The sequence below is a fragment of the Pantoea sp. X-Soil-YNGN-775 genome (genome assembly GCF_059730575.1).
This window is the reverse complement of record NZ_AP035945.1, coordinates 1,681,130-1,697,974: the sequence shown is the minus strand read 5'-3', so window position 1 is coordinate 1,697,974 and position 16,845 is coordinate 1,681,130. Positions and strand designations below refer to the sequence as shown.

Below are 16,845 nucleotides of genomic sequence, written 5' to 3'. Positions count from 1 at the left end.
CGTGCCGTTCATTCTCTGGACGCAAAGCCTGAGGTTCTTCTCGTGCCTGATATGAAGCTATTTGCTGGTAACGCCACCCCGGAACTAGCACAACGTATTGCCAACCGCCTTTACACCAGTCTGGGAGACGCCGCCGTTGGGCGTTTTAGTGACGGTGAAGTGAGCGTACAGATTAACGAAAATGTACGCGGTGGTGATATTTTCATCATCCAGTCCACCTGTGCTCCCACCAACGATAATCTGATGGAACTGGTTGTGATGGTCGACGCGCTGCGTCGTGCTTCTGCTGGTCGTATTACCGCAGTCATCCCCTACTTTGGTTATGCCCGTCAGGATCGCCGCGTGCGCTCCGCGCGTGTACCGATTACCGCTAAAGTAGTGGCAGACTTCCTTTCCAGCGTCGGTGTTGACCGTGTTCTGACGGTTGACCTGCACGCCGAGCAGATCCAGGGCTTCTTCGACGTCCCGGTTGATAACGTATTTGGCAGCCCGATTCTGCTGGAAGACATGCTGCAGATCGGTCTGGAAAACCCGATTGTTGTTTCTCCCGATATTGGTGGCGTAGTACGTGCCCGTGCTATCGCTAAACTGCTGAACGACACCGACATGGCTATCATTGATAAACGCCGCCCACGCGCGAACGTTTCTCAGGTGATGCACATTATTGGTGACGTTGCTGGCCGCGATTGCGTGCTGGTCGACGACATGATCGACACCGGCGGCACGCTGTGCAAAGCGGCTGAAGCGTTGAAAGAACGCGGTGCCAAGCGCGTATTTGCTTACGCAACCCATCCGATCTTCTCAGGTAACGCCGTTGAAAATCTGCGTAAATCAGTGATCGATCAGGTGATTGTCTGCGACACCATTCCGCTGTCTGAAGAGATGAAGTCGCTGCCGAATGTGCGCACCCTGACCTTGTCTGGCATGCTGGCTGAAGCAATTCGCCGCATCAGTAACGAAGAGTCAATCTCGGCAATGTTCGAGCATTAATCTTCGCCAAACCGGGCCTCGCGCCCGGTTTTTTTCTGGCGGCCGATCGGCCGATTAACGCGCTTCTTATTCTGATATTTCCGCGATAAATTTCCCCAAAATCGATTATTTTCAACGCCACCTACTCTTTTAGTAAAACGCCGCGTTCCGCACTTCTGCCCCAGACGCTTAAGTGATAATTTGCTGCGCACTTTTCATAAGAACGCCACCCGCCATGACTCTGGATATCTATACCTTATTTATTTGTGAGCTTTATGTGCTGGGGTTTTTAAGCATCATCATGGTATTTGCCTGGATGGGATCGCAATACGATCGCGTGCTGGGTTTTACCTGTCTGTCGCTGGTTTTTACCCTGGTGGCGGTATTTTTCAGCAGCCTGCGCAGCAGCGGCCTGCAGTTCCTGCCGGTTGCCGTCGGCAATGTGCTGGTGATGCTGGCCTACGGCGGCTTGCTGAATGCTTTTCGATTATTCTGCGGCAAAAAGATCGGCACTGGCTGGCTACTCGGCGCGTTACTGTGGGCGATCCTCTGCTGTTTCCCGAGCTTCTATTACAGTTTGCCCAAGCGGGTGCTGGTGCTGTGCATCGCCTGTATTGCCTACACCGCGGCACTGATCCAGCTATTATGGCTGGCGCGTGACGCGCTGAAAGTGACTTTCTGGCCCGCACAGCTGCTGCTGTGGATCCATCTGCTGTTTCATCTGGCGCGCATCTGGCTGGACAATGCGATACCGACCCGCCTGCACGGTGCGATTGGCGGTTCAGGCTTTTCGGTATTTGTGGTTCTGGAGTCGATATTGTTTGTCATCGGCCTGACCTTTACCATTCTGGCGATGGTCAATGAGCGTACCCAGATTGCGTATAAATACGCGTCGTTACACGATCCGCTGACCAGCGTCTGGAACCGTCGCGCACTGTTTAGCGAGGCGGAAAAAATGGTGGCGCGCTGTCGTCGGCACAACCGCCCTTTCAGCGCCGTGCTGTTCGATCTGGACCACTTCAAAACTATTAATGACCGGTTTGGCCATCATCAGGGCGACCTGATTCTGATCGACTTTTGTCGCCTGGTGACAGAATTAATGCCGCCTGATGGACGTTTTGCCCGACTGGGCGGAGAGGAGTTTGCCGCGATTGTTGCGCTCGGTGAGCAGGATGCGCAGGCGTGGTGCGAAGCGATCCGCATGGCGGTCTGTCAGTCACAGCCCAGTGCGGTTGGCTACACGGTCAGCATTGGATTTGCCACTGCCAGCCAGGGCCATCAGAACTTTGAAAGTTTACTGGCGCTGGCTGATGAGGCGCTTTATCGCGCCAAAGCCAGCGGCAGAAACCGCACGGAACAGCAGCTGATGCCGGCGCTGGTTATTTAGTGGTGGCTGTGATGTGACCGGCGGCAGCGTTTATCGTAGTGACGCAGCCAGTAATAACGGTCTTCCACCTTTTCCCGTCCGCTAACGCGTGCGCCTACTAACCACAGCAGCGCACCGATAAAAATGCTGAACATCGCGCCGTGCGCCAGAAACTGTGGCAGATGAAGCGAAGGCAGCTGGTTAATAATAGAATAACCGACGCCCAGTACCATGGTGAGTAATCCCAGTACCATCAAGCTATTACCCGCGACGCGACAATGTTGATGTTTCATCCTGCACCTCCATCCTTATGAGCCAATGTAAAACCGCACACAATGTTAAGTTGTCATAAGTTTAGGCAATGGCTGACGGCGACGTTGCGGGACGGATCACACAACCGGTATAAACTTTAGCCTGGATCTGTGGGCAGCTTGTTGATTTAGATGAAAAATGATTAGTCACCGGACTGAATCAATTTAATCCTATGCGCTTTGTCATCTCGCCTGTGGCGAAGTAAACTAACGCCCTTTGGCAATAACAGCAGGATATTCATTGTGAGCAGCATTAAACTGATTGTGGGTCTTGCCAATCCAGGCGCTGAATATGCCGCCACGCGCCATAACGCCGGCGCCTGGTATCTGGATTTACTGGCCGGGCGTCACAATCAGTCACTGAAAGAGGAAGGCAAATTCTTCGGTTATACCGCCCGACTGGCGATTGCCGGAGAAGATGTGCGCTTGCTGGTGCCGACCACCTTTATGAACCTGAGCGGTAAAGCGGTGGCCGCTATGGCGACTTTCTATCGCATTGCACCGGAAGAGATTCTGGTGGCGCACGATGAACTCGATTTGCCGCCGGGCGTGGCGAAGTTTAAGCAAGGCGGCGGACACGGTGGCCACAACGGATTGAAGGACATCATCAGTAAGCTGGGCAATAACAACAATTTTCACCGTCTGCGCATCGGAATCGGCCATCCGGGCGATCGCAATAAGGTGACCGGATTTGTGCTAGGCAAACCGCCCGCCAGCGAGCAGAAACTGATTGATGATGCCATTGATGAAGCGGCGCGCTGCACTGAACTGTGGCTGAAAGAGGATCGCATCAAGGCGATGAACCGGCTGCACGCTTTCAAGCCTGCTTAATCGCCCGAATCGTCGTGATTCTGTGTATAATGCGCGAAATTTTTCATTTCGTCTCCGATAGCCCGCCGCCGGGCGAGCTGTCCATCCAGTTATAAAGGGTATCAAACCATGGGATTCAAATGCGGTATCGTGGGCCTGCCGAACGTCGGTAAATCCACTCTGTTCAACGCGCTGACTAAAGCGGGTATCGAAGCGGCTAACTTCCCCTTCTGCACCATTGAGCCCAACACTGGCGTGGTGCCGATGCCTGACCTGCGTCTCGACCAGCTGTCTGAGATTGTTAAACCGCAGCGCGTGGTGCCGACTACCATGGAATTCGTCGACATCGCCGGTCTGGTAAAGGGCGCATCGAAAGGTGAAGGCCTGGGTAATCAGTTCCTGACCAACATCCGTGAAACTGAAGCGATTGGCCACGTGGTGCGCTGCTTTGAGAACGACAACATCATTCACGTTGCGGGCAAAGTTAACCCGGCTGAAGATATTGACGTGATCAACACCGAGCTGGCACTGTCCGATCTTGATACCTGTGAACGTGCGATTCAGCGCGTGCAGAAGAAAGCCAAAGGCGGCGATAAAGACGCTAAAGCCGAGCTGGCGGCGCTGGAGAAGTGCCTGCCGCATCTGTCTGAAGCCGGTATGCTGCGTTCGCTGGATCTGGATGCTGATGAGAAAGCGGCGATTCGCTATCTGAGCTTCCTGACGCTGAAGCCAACCATGTACATCGCCAACGTCAATGAAGACGGTTTTGAGAACAACCCGTATCTTGATCAGGTTCGTGCCATTGCCGAAGCAGAAGGTTCCGTGGTGGTGCCGGTGTGCGCCGCCGTTGAGTCAGATATTGCCGAGCTGGAAGATGAAGATCGTGACGAATTCATGGCGGAGCTGGGACTGGAAGAGCCGGGCCTGAACCGCGTAATCCGCGCCGGTTACTCCCTGCTGAACCTGCAAACTTACTTCACCGCAGGCGTGAAAGAAGTGCGCGCCTGGACCATCCCGGTGGGCGCGACTGCTCCACAGGCAGCCGGTAAAATCCATACCGACTTCGAGAAAGGCTTTATCCGCGCCCAGACCATCGCCTTTGAAGACTTTATCGCCTACAAAGGTGAGCAAGGTGCGAAAGAAGCCGGCAAAATGCGTTCAGAAGGGAAAGAGTACATCGTGAAAGATGGCGATGTAATGAACTTCCTGTTTAACGTCTGATTTGCGTGTCTCATGTGTTTTTTAGAATCTCGTGAGACCTGAATAAAATAAAAAACCACGCAATTGCGTGGTTTTTTTTTAAAGATCACGGGATGCTTGATGTGAGTGCTATTCGAAATGTGCAGATGAGTGTAAAGACTGTCATCTGCTGCAATTTTACTGAGCCTGTTAACCCATACGGACACATGCAGGCGGGTGTCACGGGCGGCCCGGAAGGTGGCGAGCGTAATGACCATCCCCTCTTTCAGCTCCGGCACGCCACTGTCGCCGGTCTCCAGCACCATGCCCGGTGTCAGGTGGCTGGTGTTACTGAACAGGTGCAGGCGGATGGCGTTATTGAGCGCATGTTCATGCTGAATGCGGGCGTAAAAGGCTCCGCTTTCGGTTTCCGGCTCTGAGGTGGTGTCATCTCCGGCATCGCGGTAAGGCGCCAGGTTGCGGTAGTGTTTACACCTGTCCGGAACCAGATATCAGATACCCGATGATTAAACTTCAGGTTTTTCCAGTGAACGAATAACCAGGAAGTCCTGAGAGATGCCAACATCTTTTCCCGTTGCTTGTCTGCTATGAATAAACCAGGCATACATATCTAAGGGCGCGTTATCTTCAGGGAAAGGTTGAGGCTGACCAAGATAAGCTGCATGCGCATAATCGAGAAAACGTCTCGCACGCCTCAATGCAGGCCTATAAATATCAGGCACGATTTGGATACGCTTATCATTAGGATCGTTTTCCATACTGTTCTTCATTCTTATTGCGGCATCATGGACATCGTCCAGCCATCCCCAATTTTTATGCAACACATCAAGTTCATTCTGGTAGTGTCTTGAAGTTTCTTTTGCCTGTGATGAAATCCCCAATAGCCCGGCAGAAGCACCAGCGGAGGCTAAAATATCGCCGCGTTGTTTTTCATACTTCATGCACTCACAGCGGTATTGATAGTATTGTCGCCCAAGCCACTCAATATAGCTGTCCAGATGACGGTTCTGCGCTCCGATACTGACGGCGTTAAAAGGCATCGCTTGCTGATACAGTTTTGTCCATTGAGCGACAGACTTGTTCTTAACCTTATCCTGCATGATGAAATAGTTTGCAACTGTTTCCGATTGAGCCCGCAAATTTTGAAAATCAGGAAAAGGGACGCCAGCCATCGTCGCGGTCCGGTACATCCGGTGAAGGGCCACCCGGCAAAGTTCTGCACTCGGCTTTTGTTCATTTGGCTTCAGGCCTCCCCCTACGTCCTCCGCGCAGCCGGGTAACAGTTCTTCCTTGTGCTTATGATTACTTCCACCAAGACAATAGACGCTACGCCATGGCCGGTTTTCATGGGCTGCCACCAGGTGCAGTGCGTTTTTAACCGTATCCGGCAATACCGACTCCTGATCAACAGATTTATCGCCCATCAGCACGCTGATACCTTTAACTGGCCCCCCGAAAGTCGAAATAAACCAGTCCACGCCATTATTATTGCTTGCGGGAGTATGACGGGCACAATCAAACAAACCTGTAAAAACAATCTCTACGGGGATCCCCTGGTAAGTATGTTTATCACCCTGCTTCTGACAAATATCATCAAGCAGCGTATCAATAAATTTACGTGCAAGAGTTGCTCCGACATCGTATCCAAAGAATGAAATAGAGATCAGTTTGATCGGTACAGGGCTATTGGTTTTGGCTCGTTCAAAAAACCGCTTAAAACGTAATTTAGCCGAATTTATTCGCGTATCGACACCGGTAACTAACATATCTGCAATAGCGGGATTATCACGCAACCAGGGGGTTGCCTCGATACCTGATTTCTTTGCTGCGTTTTTAGCTACATCCCCCGCCAGCGATTTCCACTCTGAAGGGTTTATCAGTTTTTTTCCTGAGTCCTTTAAAACCTCCCACCAGTTACCACCTTTCAAATAATCCAGGCCAGCATCTTTCGCCATTTCTTTTGGCTGATCTTTCAAATCATCCAGTGCAGAACCTTGTGCACTGTCCATAATGATATGCAGTTTTTCAGTGAGATCTTCTTTAAATGGCGTACCAAGACCAGAAAAGTAAAATGCGTCATAGCTTTCATTAGCTGTATTTTGTTGGATACTAGGGAAAGCTCGGAACAGCCGAGATATATTACTAAGCCTCTGTTCAGGAGCATCCTGATCAATATTACGGTGAATACCATCAAAGAAAAACCCGACATGCCAGATCCGGGAGCAGTTTCCCAAGCCAGCACCATTGGCCTGCTGAGCACGACTGGCGGCAGCAATAACACTTTCAATATCCATCAGTTTTTCTCCTGCTTTGCAGACTTGCCTAGAGCATCAGGACGTTTTTCATAAGGCGACCAGGCATTGTCGCTCCAGCCCAGTAAGACTTTATCTCCGGGTAAAAAATGAACATGCAAATCATTTTCTCCCCACTTTCTTTCTGGCAGCGGCATCACAACCCGACGTTTTTCCAGACGCATACCTTTAAGATACTGCTCATGAGTAATATCAAGGGTCCATATTACTTCCGCTGTTTTCCCGCTGATGGTGCCACAGCATGTTGTCTTACCTGCACCTTTGGCATATGGATTATTTTTGTCATAGGCTGAAGAATTGCCGCCCGCCACACCATTCACACTGAATCCCAAAATGGGTCTGTCAATTTCACTGTGAATAATTAGCGTTACCCCTCCAGTCGGTGGCCCCCAGATGGATGCCCAGATTAACCATCCGCCGTATGCCAGTACGAGCGCCAATAAACTCCCCCATATCCATTTCCTCCAGCGGGCATAACCACGATTCACGGCATTATCAACTTTGTCGTAAGTCTTAAAAAATTCCATTATTATTTCTCTGTTTCACATGCTGGTTAATATTTTCTGGAGCTTTTTCATAAAGCGGCCATGCATTATCACTCCAGCCCAGTAAAACTTTATCTACGGGTAAGAAGTGGACATGTAGATCATTCTCTCCCCATTTCCTTTCCGGTAAAGGCATGATGACACGGCGCGTTTCTTTGCGAAGGCCCGCATCGTACTGTGCTCGCGTAGTGCTTAATGTCCAGATAGCTTCCGCTGTTTTCCCGCTGATACTGCCGCATCTGTGTCCTGGCAATCACGGGACATTAAGTAGTCGGCGTTATCGAATAAATAAAGATGAACGACCCAAAGGTCACTATTTAGCAAGAGTCACTGACGGTTACAGGTTAAACATCAGGTTTTTCCAGTGAACGAATAACCAGGAAGTCCTGAGAGATGCCAGCATCTTTTCCCATTGCTTGTCTGCTATGAATAAACCAGGCATACATATCTAAGGGCGCGTTATCTTCAGGGAAAGGTTGAGGCTGACCAAGATAAGCTGCATGCGCATAATCGAGAAAACGTCTCGCACGCCTCAATGCAGGCCTATAAATATCAGGCACGATTTGGATACGCTTATCATTAGGATCGTTTTCCATACTGTTCTTCATTCTTATTGCGGCATCATGGACATCGTCCAGCCATCCCCAATTTTTATACAACACATCAAGTTCATTCTGGTAGTGTCTTGAAGTTTCTTTTGCCTGTGATGAAATCCCCAATAGCCCGGCAGAAGCACCAGCGGAGGCTAAAATATCGCCGCGTTGTTTTTCATACTTCATGCACTCACAGCGGTATTGATAGTATTGTCGCCCAAGCCACTCAGTATAGCTGTCCAGATGACGGTTCTGCGCTCCGATACTGACGGCGTTAAAAGGCATCGCTTGCTGATACAGTTTTGTCCATTGAGCGACAGACTTGTTCTTAACCTTATCCTGCATGATGAAATAGGCAGCAACATCAGTATCCGTCTGATCTAGTGTTTGTAAATCTGGAAATGGAACACCAGCCATCGTCGCTGCCCGGTACATCCGGTGAAGGGCCACCCGGCAAAGTTCTGCACTCGGTTTTTGTTCATTTGGCTTCAGGCCTCCCCCTACATCTTCTGCGCAGCCGGGTAACAGTTCTTCCTTGTGCTCATTATTACTTCCACCCAGACAATAGACACTACGCCATGGCCGGTTTTCATGGGCTGCGACCAGGTGCAGTGCATTTTTAACCGTATCCGGCAATACCGATTCCTGATCAACAGACTTATCACCCATCAGCACGCTAATGCCTTTTATTGGCCCTCCGAAAGCAGAAATAAACCAGTCCACGCCATTATTATTACTGGCAGGGGTATGACGAGCACAGTCAAACAGGCCTGCAAAAACAATCTCTACGGGGCTCCCCTGGTAAGTATGTTTATCACCCTGCTTCTGACAAATATCATCAAGCAGCGTATCAATAAATTTACGTGCAAGAGTTGCTCCGACATCGTATCCAAAGAGTGAAATGGAGATCAGTTTTACCGGTACCGGGCTCTTAGTTTTGACTTCTTTAAAAGCTTCTTCAAATGTAGTTTTCGTCGAAGTAATTCTGGTATCAACACCTGTTACCAACATATCGGCAATAGTGGGATTATCACGCAACCAGGGGGTGGCCTCTATTCCCGATTTCTTTGCTGCATTTTTAGCCACATCACCCGTTAGAGTTTTCCACTCCGAAGGACTTACCACTTTTTTTCCTGAGTCCTTTAAAACCTCCCACCAATTACTACCTTTCAGTAATTCCATACCAGCATCTTTCGCCATTTCTTTTGGCTGATCTTTAAGGTCATCCATAACAGAACTCTGGGCACCATCCATGATGGTATGAAGTTTTGACGTTAGATTTTCTTTGAATGGAGTACCTAACCCGGAAATATAGAATTTTGAGTAGTTTTCATGGGATGTATTTTGCTGCACACTGGGGAAAGCCCGAAATAAACGAGCAATATTACTTAGGCGGTTCTCTGACGCATCCTGTTCAATATTACGGTGAATACCATCAAAAAAGAATCCCACCTGCCAGGTTCGATCACAGTTCCCTACATTTGCATCTTCAGCTTGCTGTGCACGGTTCGCAGCCGCAATTATGCTTTCAATATCCATGTCTATCATTCCTGTCAGTCAGTATGCTCTAAAATCGCTTCAGCCTTAGGACTTACGAAGCCAGTTCCCCACCATAGTCGAACTTTATCTCCTGGAAAAAAATAAACATGGAGATAATTTTCTTCCCATTTTCTTTTTGGTAATGGCATAACAACCCGACGAGTTTCTTTACGAAGACCCGCATCGTACTGAGCACGTGTGGTACTTAATGTCCAGATGACTTCCGCTGTATTACCACTGATACTGCCACAACAAGTTGATCCACCAGGTCCCGAAGCATATGGATTATTTTTATCATATGCAGAAGAATTTGCCCCAGCCACGCCGTTAACGCTAAACCCTAGAATTGGCCTGTCAATTTCACTGTGAATGATCAACGTTACTTGACCAGTCGGCGGTCCCCAGACCGCGGCCCAGATTAGCCAGCCACCGTATGCCAGAACCACTGCCAATAAACTGCCCCAGACCCATTTTTTACAGCGGCCATAGCCACGATTAACGGCGTTATCAATTTTGTCGTAAGTCTTAAAAAATCCCATTTGTTATTTCCCTGATTGAAGCAAAGACCATTAACTGTTTAGATTTTCAGTACTGTGTTTCCGCAAGGTTAACCAACACCTCTGCCAGTGACCGTGTACCATTCAGCACCTTTGGTAATGCAGCCTTCAGTGCATCTGATTCCAGCTCCTGTCGCCCACCATTAAGGTAATACAGCGCGTACACTTTCCGATCCGCCGGGGATAACGAACCCAACTCTCTACTTTTATTCAACGCTTTGATCACCATCGAGCGCTGCGCGCATGGTGGAAATACCTTGCTGGTCGGCATTTTCTGCCATTCATTCAATACACTGGTAACCTCTGGCTTATCCGTAATCTGCTGCCAGGTCGCCTTATCAAGCCGGATGATATGATTAGTGAGCTTATCTACTTCAGAGGGTTTTATGGCAAGCGCCTGCCACTGCCTTTCTCCGGGAAACCACCACTGCGTAATGGCATTGAACAGATAGGCATGCCAGTCACAGTCAGCACACTGCGCCAGCATTTTTATGACATGGCTGGCATAAAAGCGCGTTAACTCTGTAGAGCCGTCTGGCTGCACAACCGTGCAGCCACGGGATAACTGCACTGCCAGCATTGATGGATAACGCGTTGAAACAATGACTGCGGCACATCCCGGCAAAGACGCCAGGTAATCAGGTAGCCGCTCCGCATTATCAATTTCCAGCAGCCAGGGGCCGTAGTTCTGAAACTCCGTCAATTGCGGGTGGATATAGAGCGAATGCATCCTGTCTTCATGCTTCGCTTTAAACGCCAGAAAATCCTCTTCCGACTGCGCTCCGGCTTCAAACAACAGGCTGATATTTTCGTCTGGTTCGAAGGCTAACGCAGCTATCAGTTCTGTACTGTCCATTGTTATGCTCCCTGCACTATCGCATCATTCGCCTGTATCGCTTTAAGCAGACATGGAATACAAATTTTATTTTCGACTGGCGGATACAAGACTGGCATTTCTATCCTCTGTGAGGCACCACCTTCCGTATCCAGTCGACTGGCCTTGCGGGTATAGGTACCTGCTGTCTCGTATTTGATTTGTCCCTGCTCGATGAGGATGGAGCTCCCGCCACCCACCAGACGTATCCGCTTCTTCCCGGCCAGCAGCATCTCTTTTGCTGAAATGAGGGTCAGTTTCTGCTCGGCACTCAGGTGCATCACGCCATTCTGCGCCTGAAACTGTACAGGCCCCTGTGCCGAAATCAGGCTCAGCTTGCCGTGTTGGGCAAACATTCCCACGCTGTCGCCCGCCAGCCCTGTGATATGCCCCTGGGACCCGATACTGATATCACCACCGGCATTCAGGGCGATATTGTCAGCGGCCGCCAGCTGCAGATGCTCAGCACTGGTAAACGCTATCCCCTCAGGGGCCGAAAAGTGGATCATCTCATTGAGCGTTTTCAGGCGGGTGCTGAACATCGCCTGCTGACTGGCAATGTCAGCTTCCAGGGCTTTTGCCTGGCGGATGGCTGTGGCCAGTCCCTCGATTTGCGTACGGACGGCCTCAATCTCCCGGAGTGCCACGCCCATATCCGGCACATCACCTTCGCCGTGCACTTTGCCATCGGCGGTGACCAGCAGCCCTTTCGCCACACGGATAACCCCGTACTCATCGGTGCGCAGCTCAAACCCGGTTCCCCGCGGTTCGTTCTCTGTGTCGACGATATGTCCCTGGTTCAGCGCCGTGGCCCCGAACGGCGTGCTGAGCGCGATATGCTCACTCTGACGCAGGTCTTCCATCCGCAGTTCGTTCTGACCCGCGGTGCGCAGGATGTTCTGACTGCGGTTATCGCGGGTGACCACATCCGGATGTTCTGAGTCATGAAACGCATGGGCGATGTATGGCCGGTCCGGGTCACCGCCGTCAAAAGCAATCCCCACTTCAGTGCCATTTATCAGCGGCGTGTGCCAGCCATAGGTTTCCCCGGCGTACGGTTTGGCCTGACGTATCCACAGGTAGTTATAGCCCGGCTCTGCGTCTTCACGGCTGAAGTCCAGCTTCACCCGGTAACGTCCCGTTTCATCGAGATGCGCGTGCGGCGCATTCTTCTCATCGCTCTCGATGCGGGCGGTCAGCGTCCCGGCAATCAGCGGACGCGGTGCAGGCTCAGGTCTGAAGCAATACTGCTCGCTGTAGGACATGCCCCACACGGAAACGTGCAGACGGGTCTCCCGGCCCGCGCGGAAGGTGGCGAGCGTAATGACCATCCCCTCTTTCAGCTCCGGCACGCCACTGTCGCCGGTCTCCAGCACCATGCCCGGTGTCAGGTGGCTGGCGTTACTGAACAGGTGCAGGCGGATGGCGTTATTGAGCGCATGTTCATGCCGAATGCGGGCGTAAAAGGCTCCGCTTTCGGTTTCCGGCTCTGAGGTGGTGTCATCCCCCGCGTCACGATAAGGGGCAAGGTAGCGGTAATGTTCGCCAGCGGTAGCCGCCTCATTTCTGACACTGACGGTCGCATCCATCGGCGTGCTGGCGGTACGGTAATTATAATCCCGGGTGGCCACACTGCCGGTCACCGTGTGGTGCCACACTCTGGCATCCCACACCGCTTCCACCGCACCGTCATGGAGGGCAGAAGGCTCACGGAACGGCAGGCGAACATCAAACTGATACTGCAGCTGGCTGTCAGCAAAGGTCACCGTGTCCAGCCCGTTAGTGGTGTTGACCCCGGTGCGAAACCAGATGCCGTCTTCAGCGAGGATGCGCTGGATAAACTGCAGGTCATTCTCACGCCACTGGGTTATCAGTTCGCGGACCGGGTAAGTGCGTTCCAGGCGGAATTCAAAATCCGATCCTTCCAGCCCGTGGCTGCGCAGGACCTGCTCCACCAGTTCCGGCACCGAGACATTCTGGTACACCGCACAGCGGCGGGTATGGGCAAGCAGCGCCAGGCGGGAAGAAAGTGTGACGGCAAAATGTGTCTGGTCTGCCGTTTCGTTGAGGTGTTCAAAGCCGGTGATAATGCCCTGCACCACACGGCCACTGAGCATGCTGAGGGTGGAATATTTGAGCATCACATCCTCGCGGCCGATACCTTTCTGAGGCGTGGTGAACTCAATGCGCCATTTGAACGGTTCATTCAGCGCTTCGCGCCCGTGAAAGTTCAGCACATCCGGCTTCAGGATGCTGTCATTAATCTCAAGACGATAGCGGGTCTGCCCGTCAAACAGCGCCAGCCAGTTATCGAGGGTTATATCCATGGGTTACTCCTTCACCGGAACCAGAGTCAGCCTGGTGCTGTTGAGCTGAATAGTGCGCGGTTTATCCGGGTCGAGGTCGTCGCGGCTCAGTACCAGTTTCCAGGTGTTGTTGCGCAGATCCGGACGGTTGAACAGCCCCACCACCGCTACAAATTTCGCCTCTTCGTTCATCGGCATGTTGAGCGTCACGCTGCCTTTGGGCATCACCAGCAGCGACTTGCTGCCCACTATGTCTTCTTTCAGCGTGGTGTCCGCATCGCGCAGCAGTTTCTGGTAGTCGGCGGCGTCCACCTTCTGGCGGTCCCGGAGCTGGTAAACCTGCACCATGGTGGCAAGCGGGGCCTGCGCCTCATCGGCGTTGATAGCCGCTCGGGGTTCAAAATCAAGATGCAGCACCTTTATTTTTTTGTAGAAGATGGCTTTGGTAGCGCTGACCGTGCCATCCGACACGGCCTGAGTCAGGCCACATGCAGTCGACAGGGAACAGAGCAGCATCAGTGCAGCGCTGCGCGACAGGGAAGCGAAAGTCATTCGTGGAGTCCTTTTCAGCTTTCAGAAACGGGGTGTATTTGTTGAATGTGTTGTTCGTGGGAATATCAGTCGAAACGGTAACCACCGGGGTGTGCCGGCAGCAGGGTCTCACAGGTCAGGCCTTCATAGGTGCCCAGGCTCACGGTCAGGTGCGTGCGGGTTGCGGGTTTGTCCCGCTTCAGGCCCAGCACGCCGGCACGACCCAGTTGTACCCGGTGTGTTTTACCCAGACGGGGTTCAGGCAGACAGCTCACCGGCACTGTCAGGCGCAGTCTGACATCGGAGCGGTAACCCATGTACACCCGCAGCAGCACCATCAGGTCGGTGTGCAGCTGACCGCCGGGCAGCCAGCCCGGCGCCTCGTCCGGGTTGTCGGTCGCCAGCATCAGCAGGATACGACTGCAGGCCTCTTTGCCGGTTTTGCCGAGCGTGGCACGCTGTGACAGCGACACGCGGTTGGCTTTGCCGAGTCCACTGCGGTTCTCCACGGGGACTTTCACCGGGTCCGGGCTGATAACCGTGGCACGGGTTTCCGGGGCCAGCAGGCTCACCAGTTGGCGTATCCCTTCGGCGTTTCGGGTGGGCAGCCGCATGGTCCCCAGTAGCGCCAGGAAGCGGGAGACCGGCGTGGCAATCTGCTCCGCCGTACCCGGGATGCCAAGACCGACCAGTCCCAGCAGGCACTGAGAAGTGTCATCCACCCCGCCGGCTTCGAAGGTTGCCGGGTAAGCGTATTTGCGCCAGATACGGTAGTGCTGGGTGTGGATACGGTGGCTGAAGATATCGAGAAACGCGGTGGTGGCTTCATGCCCTTCCCGGCGCTGCGCAATATCATCGAGGTACGCCGTCGGTAGCGGGGAGTCCACACCGTACATCCCGAGGAAGGTGGTGCGAATCGTCGGCGACAGGCCCGGGTAATCTTCATCGGTTTCAACCGCTTTGAGTTCGCTGACCGGGAAGCCCATTCCCGGCCACGGACGAAAGCGCACCGGGTCAGCGGACAGTTTTTCGGTACTGCCGAGCTTCGGTGCCTCCGGGTTTTCCTCCTCCAGCAGCTGGCAGAAGCGGTAGAAATTAACCCGCCAGATGTCGTCGCGAAGTCGCTCTGTCAGCCCGGAATGTGCTGGCTGTGATTCTCTTTCCATCGCAGTCGTTTCCCTGTCGGTTGCAGTACCAGCGTGAGCTGATTGAAGAGGTGGACATCGGCATAAAGGGCAAAGAAGCGGTGCAGCATTTCACCAAACAGGGTGACATCCCCTTCCCCGGCAAAATTATCGGCGTTGAGGGTGATTTCGATATCAACCCCGCGCAGCATAAAGCCCTTTTCAAAGCGGCGGATAAGGGTGTGTTTCACCGCCACAATGGCGTCCAGGCGACGGCGGTTCATCTCATCATCCGTCCAGTCATACAGTGCCAGCGTGCCGCGCAGCACCTCCGGGTTATCCATCATGCTTAAGAAACTGGAGCCCAGGTGGCTCATCACCCGCCAGTGGAAACGGTCGTTAGCAGGTGGGTAAAGCGGCAGGGTCGGCACGTTCAGGTTCAGGACCCTGACCGGGATCTTGCCCGCTTTCACCACCCGGTCAAGCAAAGTACTTTCCAATGAGCGGCGCGGCAGCTGGCCGTTAGTACCAGTGATACGGATGGAGAGCGATTCCGGGGCCTGCGACAGTTGCTCCAGTTCGAACGACTTGCCGCCGAGGATAAGCCAGGTGTCATACAGCCCGGATGGACCGCGCTTCACGCGGGTATGGAAATAACGCTCCGGCGCATCGTGCCGCATCATGCCGCCACGGTGGCGGAAACTGGTGAACGGCACGTACGGATGTTTACCGTTTTTCACCGCGCCGTGAATGGAGTCCACGCTGTAGATTTCGGTATGCCCGTCCTGTACGCGCATCGGGCGCAGCAGGTATTCGTTCTGCAGCGGATCAGGCGTCAGCGGGTCGGCTTCCAGTGAGAACAGATTAATCACCGGCGCGCAATGCAGACGGAAGTTGTCGGTCTCAAACGGCATGTCAGAGGGCCAGCCACCGTCGAGCACGATATCAGTTTCAAACCAGGTGGTTTTCTGACTCAGCCCGGCAAGCTCCAGACCTTTAAGCTCCACGAACATAAACTTCTCGCGGAAGCTGAAATACTCCAGCAGCAGCTGGTAGCCGCTGAATGCAGAATCCCCTTTCGGCCACAGGCGGTCAGCGTCATCAAAGCCCATCGGCTTACACCAGCCTTCGACGCGGACTCGATCAGTACGGGTTTCGCTGTGGCGAACATACATCGCCTGAACCCGGCGGGTCAGTGCCAGATGCAGGGCAGAAGCTATCGGGCTGTCGGCATCGAGATAAATGGCGACCTTATCAATTCCGGCTTTCGACCAGTCCACCTTGTCCGGGCACTCAAAGCGCAGCCGAATGGTGGCGCGACCATCCGGCTCGGTCTGCAGACGGGCCTCGGCCAGGTGCAGCGGCTGCAGGGGCACCTCACGAGTGGTGCGGTACTGGCAGACGGTGTTATCGGGACCGACCGGGCGCGACAGCACGGAGAAGCCGTTTTCCAGCACCTCCATTTTACGCAGCTGACGCCAGTCCGGCGTAAACGCCACTACAGAGAGTGACGGGATGGTGCGCATATAATGCGGCCACAGCAAGCTCACCAGCCCTTCGGTCAGCTCCGGCAGGTCATCATCGAGCTTTTCACGCAGGCGACCCATCAGGAAAGCGAAGCCCTCGAACAGGCGCTCAACATACGGGTCACGCGCCCCGGATTTATCCAGGTTGAGCATGGCCGCACGGTCGGGATGGGCGCGGGCAAACTCTTTACCGGCCTCGCGCAGGTAGCGCATTTCGGCTTCGTAGTAGCGAAGGGTTAAATCATCCATGTACGGAGATCCTGAGTGTAGAAAATATCAAAA

General features: G+C 53.0%; 14 protein-coding genes and 2 pseudogenes. 4 read left to right on the top strand and 12 right to left on the bottom strand.

What is annotated here, in order from left to right:
- Window positions 1-42 precede the first annotated feature (42 nt).
- Window positions 43-990 carry a ribose-phosphate diphosphokinase gene (gene prs, locus AC6I8I_RS07940; protein ID WP_006118899.1) on the top strand — a complete coding sequence of 316 codons (948 nt, stop codon included), beginning with the start codon at window positions 43-45 and terminating at the stop codon, window positions 988-990.
- Between the two features lie 214 nt (window positions 991-1,204).
- Window positions 1,205-2,356 (top strand): GGDEF domain-containing protein, encoded by a 1,152-nt coding sequence (locus AC6I8I_RS07935; protein ID WP_312057661.1) that lies wholly within the window; start codon window positions 1,205-1,207, stop codon window positions 2,354-2,356.
- Here the strand turns inward: AC6I8I_RS07935 and ychH are convergent.
- The gene (gene ychH, locus AC6I8I_RS07930) at window positions 2,353-2,628 is read right to left on the bottom strand and encodes a stress-induced protein YchH (RefSeq protein WP_312057663.1); all 276 of its coding nucleotides are present in this window, start codon (window positions 2,626-2,628) and stop codon (window positions 2,353-2,355) included. The two genes, AC6I8I_RS07935 and ychH, sit on opposite strands and share 4 nt — an antisense overlap.
- Window positions 2,629-2,889: 261 nt before the next feature.
- Here ychH and pth point away from each other — a divergent pair, with 261 nt between their 5' ends.
- The gene (gene pth / locus AC6I8I_RS07925; protein WP_312057664.1) at window positions 2,890-3,477 is read left to right on the top strand and encodes an aminoacyl-tRNA hydrolase; all 588 of its coding nucleotides are present in this window, start codon (window positions 2,890-2,892) and stop codon (window positions 3,475-3,477) included.
- Window positions 3,478-3,585: 108 nt separating this feature from the next.
- Window positions 3,586-4,677 (top strand): redox-regulated ATPase YchF, encoded by a 1,092-nt coding sequence (gene ychF / locus AC6I8I_RS07920; protein WP_031375312.1) that lies wholly within the window; start codon window positions 3,586-3,588, stop codon window positions 4,675-4,677.
- Between the two features lie 173 nt (window positions 4,678-4,850).
- Here ychF and AC6I8I_RS07915 read toward each other — a convergent pair.
- The 11 genes and pseudogenes from AC6I8I_RS07915 to tssF all read right to left on the bottom strand — a co-directional run.
- Window positions 4,851-5,126, bottom strand: a pseudogene (locus AC6I8I_RS07915) (type VI secretion system Vgr family protein); the annotation flags it as partial.
- A gap of 36 nt (window positions 5,127-5,162) precedes the next feature.
- Complete coding sequence (locus tag AC6I8I_RS07910; RefSeq protein ID WP_497828526.1) at window positions 5,163-6,950, bottom strand: T6SS phospholipase effector Tle1-like catalytic domain-containing protein; 1,788 nt, start codon at window positions 6,948-6,950, stop codon at window positions 5,163-5,165.
- A complete protein-coding gene (locus tag AC6I8I_RS07905) occupies window positions 6,950-7,495 on the bottom strand; it encodes a DUF3304 domain-containing protein (protein ID WP_497828525.1) in 546 nt (181 codons plus the stop codon). Before AC6I8I_RS07905 ends, AC6I8I_RS07910 begins: the two co-directional genes overlap by 1 nt.
- A pseudogene (locus AC6I8I_RS07900) lies at window positions 7,482-7,751 on the bottom strand (DUF3304 domain-containing protein); the annotation flags it as partial. The pseudogene AC6I8I_RS07900 and the gene AC6I8I_RS07905, both read right to left, overlap by 14 nt.
- A gap of 106 nt (window positions 7,752-7,857) precedes the next feature.
- The gene (locus AC6I8I_RS07895; RefSeq protein WP_497828524.1) at window positions 7,858-9,645 is read right to left on the bottom strand and encodes a T6SS phospholipase effector Tle1-like catalytic domain-containing protein; all 1,788 of its coding nucleotides are present in this window, start codon (window positions 9,643-9,645) and stop codon (window positions 7,858-7,860) included.
- 14 nt (window positions 9,646-9,659) lie between these two features.
- Window positions 9,660-10,184, bottom strand: coding sequence for a DUF3304 domain-containing protein (locus AC6I8I_RS07890; RefSeq protein ID WP_497828523.1), 525 nt, complete (start codon window positions 10,182-10,184; stop codon window positions 9,660-9,662).
- A 46-nt stretch (window positions 10,185-10,230) separates the two neighbouring features.
- Window positions 10,231-11,058 (bottom strand): DUF4123 domain-containing protein, encoded by an 828-nt coding sequence (locus tag AC6I8I_RS07885; protein ID WP_497828522.1) that lies wholly within the window; start codon window positions 11,056-11,058, stop codon window positions 10,231-10,233.
- A gap of 2 nt (window positions 11,059-11,060) precedes the next feature.
- Entirely contained in the window at window positions 11,061-13,403 is a 2,343-nt protein-coding gene (locus AC6I8I_RS07880) for a type VI secretion system Vgr family protein (RefSeq protein WP_497828521.1), read from the bottom strand.
- A 3-nt stretch (window positions 13,404-13,406) separates the two neighbouring features.
- Entirely contained in the window at window positions 13,407-13,934 is a 528-nt protein-coding gene (gene tssJ / locus AC6I8I_RS07875) for a type VI secretion system lipoprotein TssJ (RefSeq protein ID WP_497819901.1), read from the bottom strand.
- Window positions 13,935-13,999: 65 nt separating this feature from the next.
- Window positions 14,000-15,079: a type VI secretion system baseplate subunit TssG gene (tssG, locus tag AC6I8I_RS07870; protein WP_497828520.1), complete on the bottom strand. Its 1,080-nt coding sequence runs from the start codon at window positions 15,077-15,079 to the stop codon at window positions 14,000-14,002.
- On the bottom strand, window positions 15,043-16,812 hold the full coding sequence (gene tssF / locus AC6I8I_RS07865) for a type VI secretion system baseplate subunit TssF (protein ID WP_497828519.1): 1,770 nt from the start codon (window positions 16,810-16,812) through the stop codon (window positions 15,043-15,045). Before tssF ends, tssG begins: the two co-directional genes overlap by 37 nt.
- Window positions 16,813-16,845 lie beyond the last annotated feature (33 nt).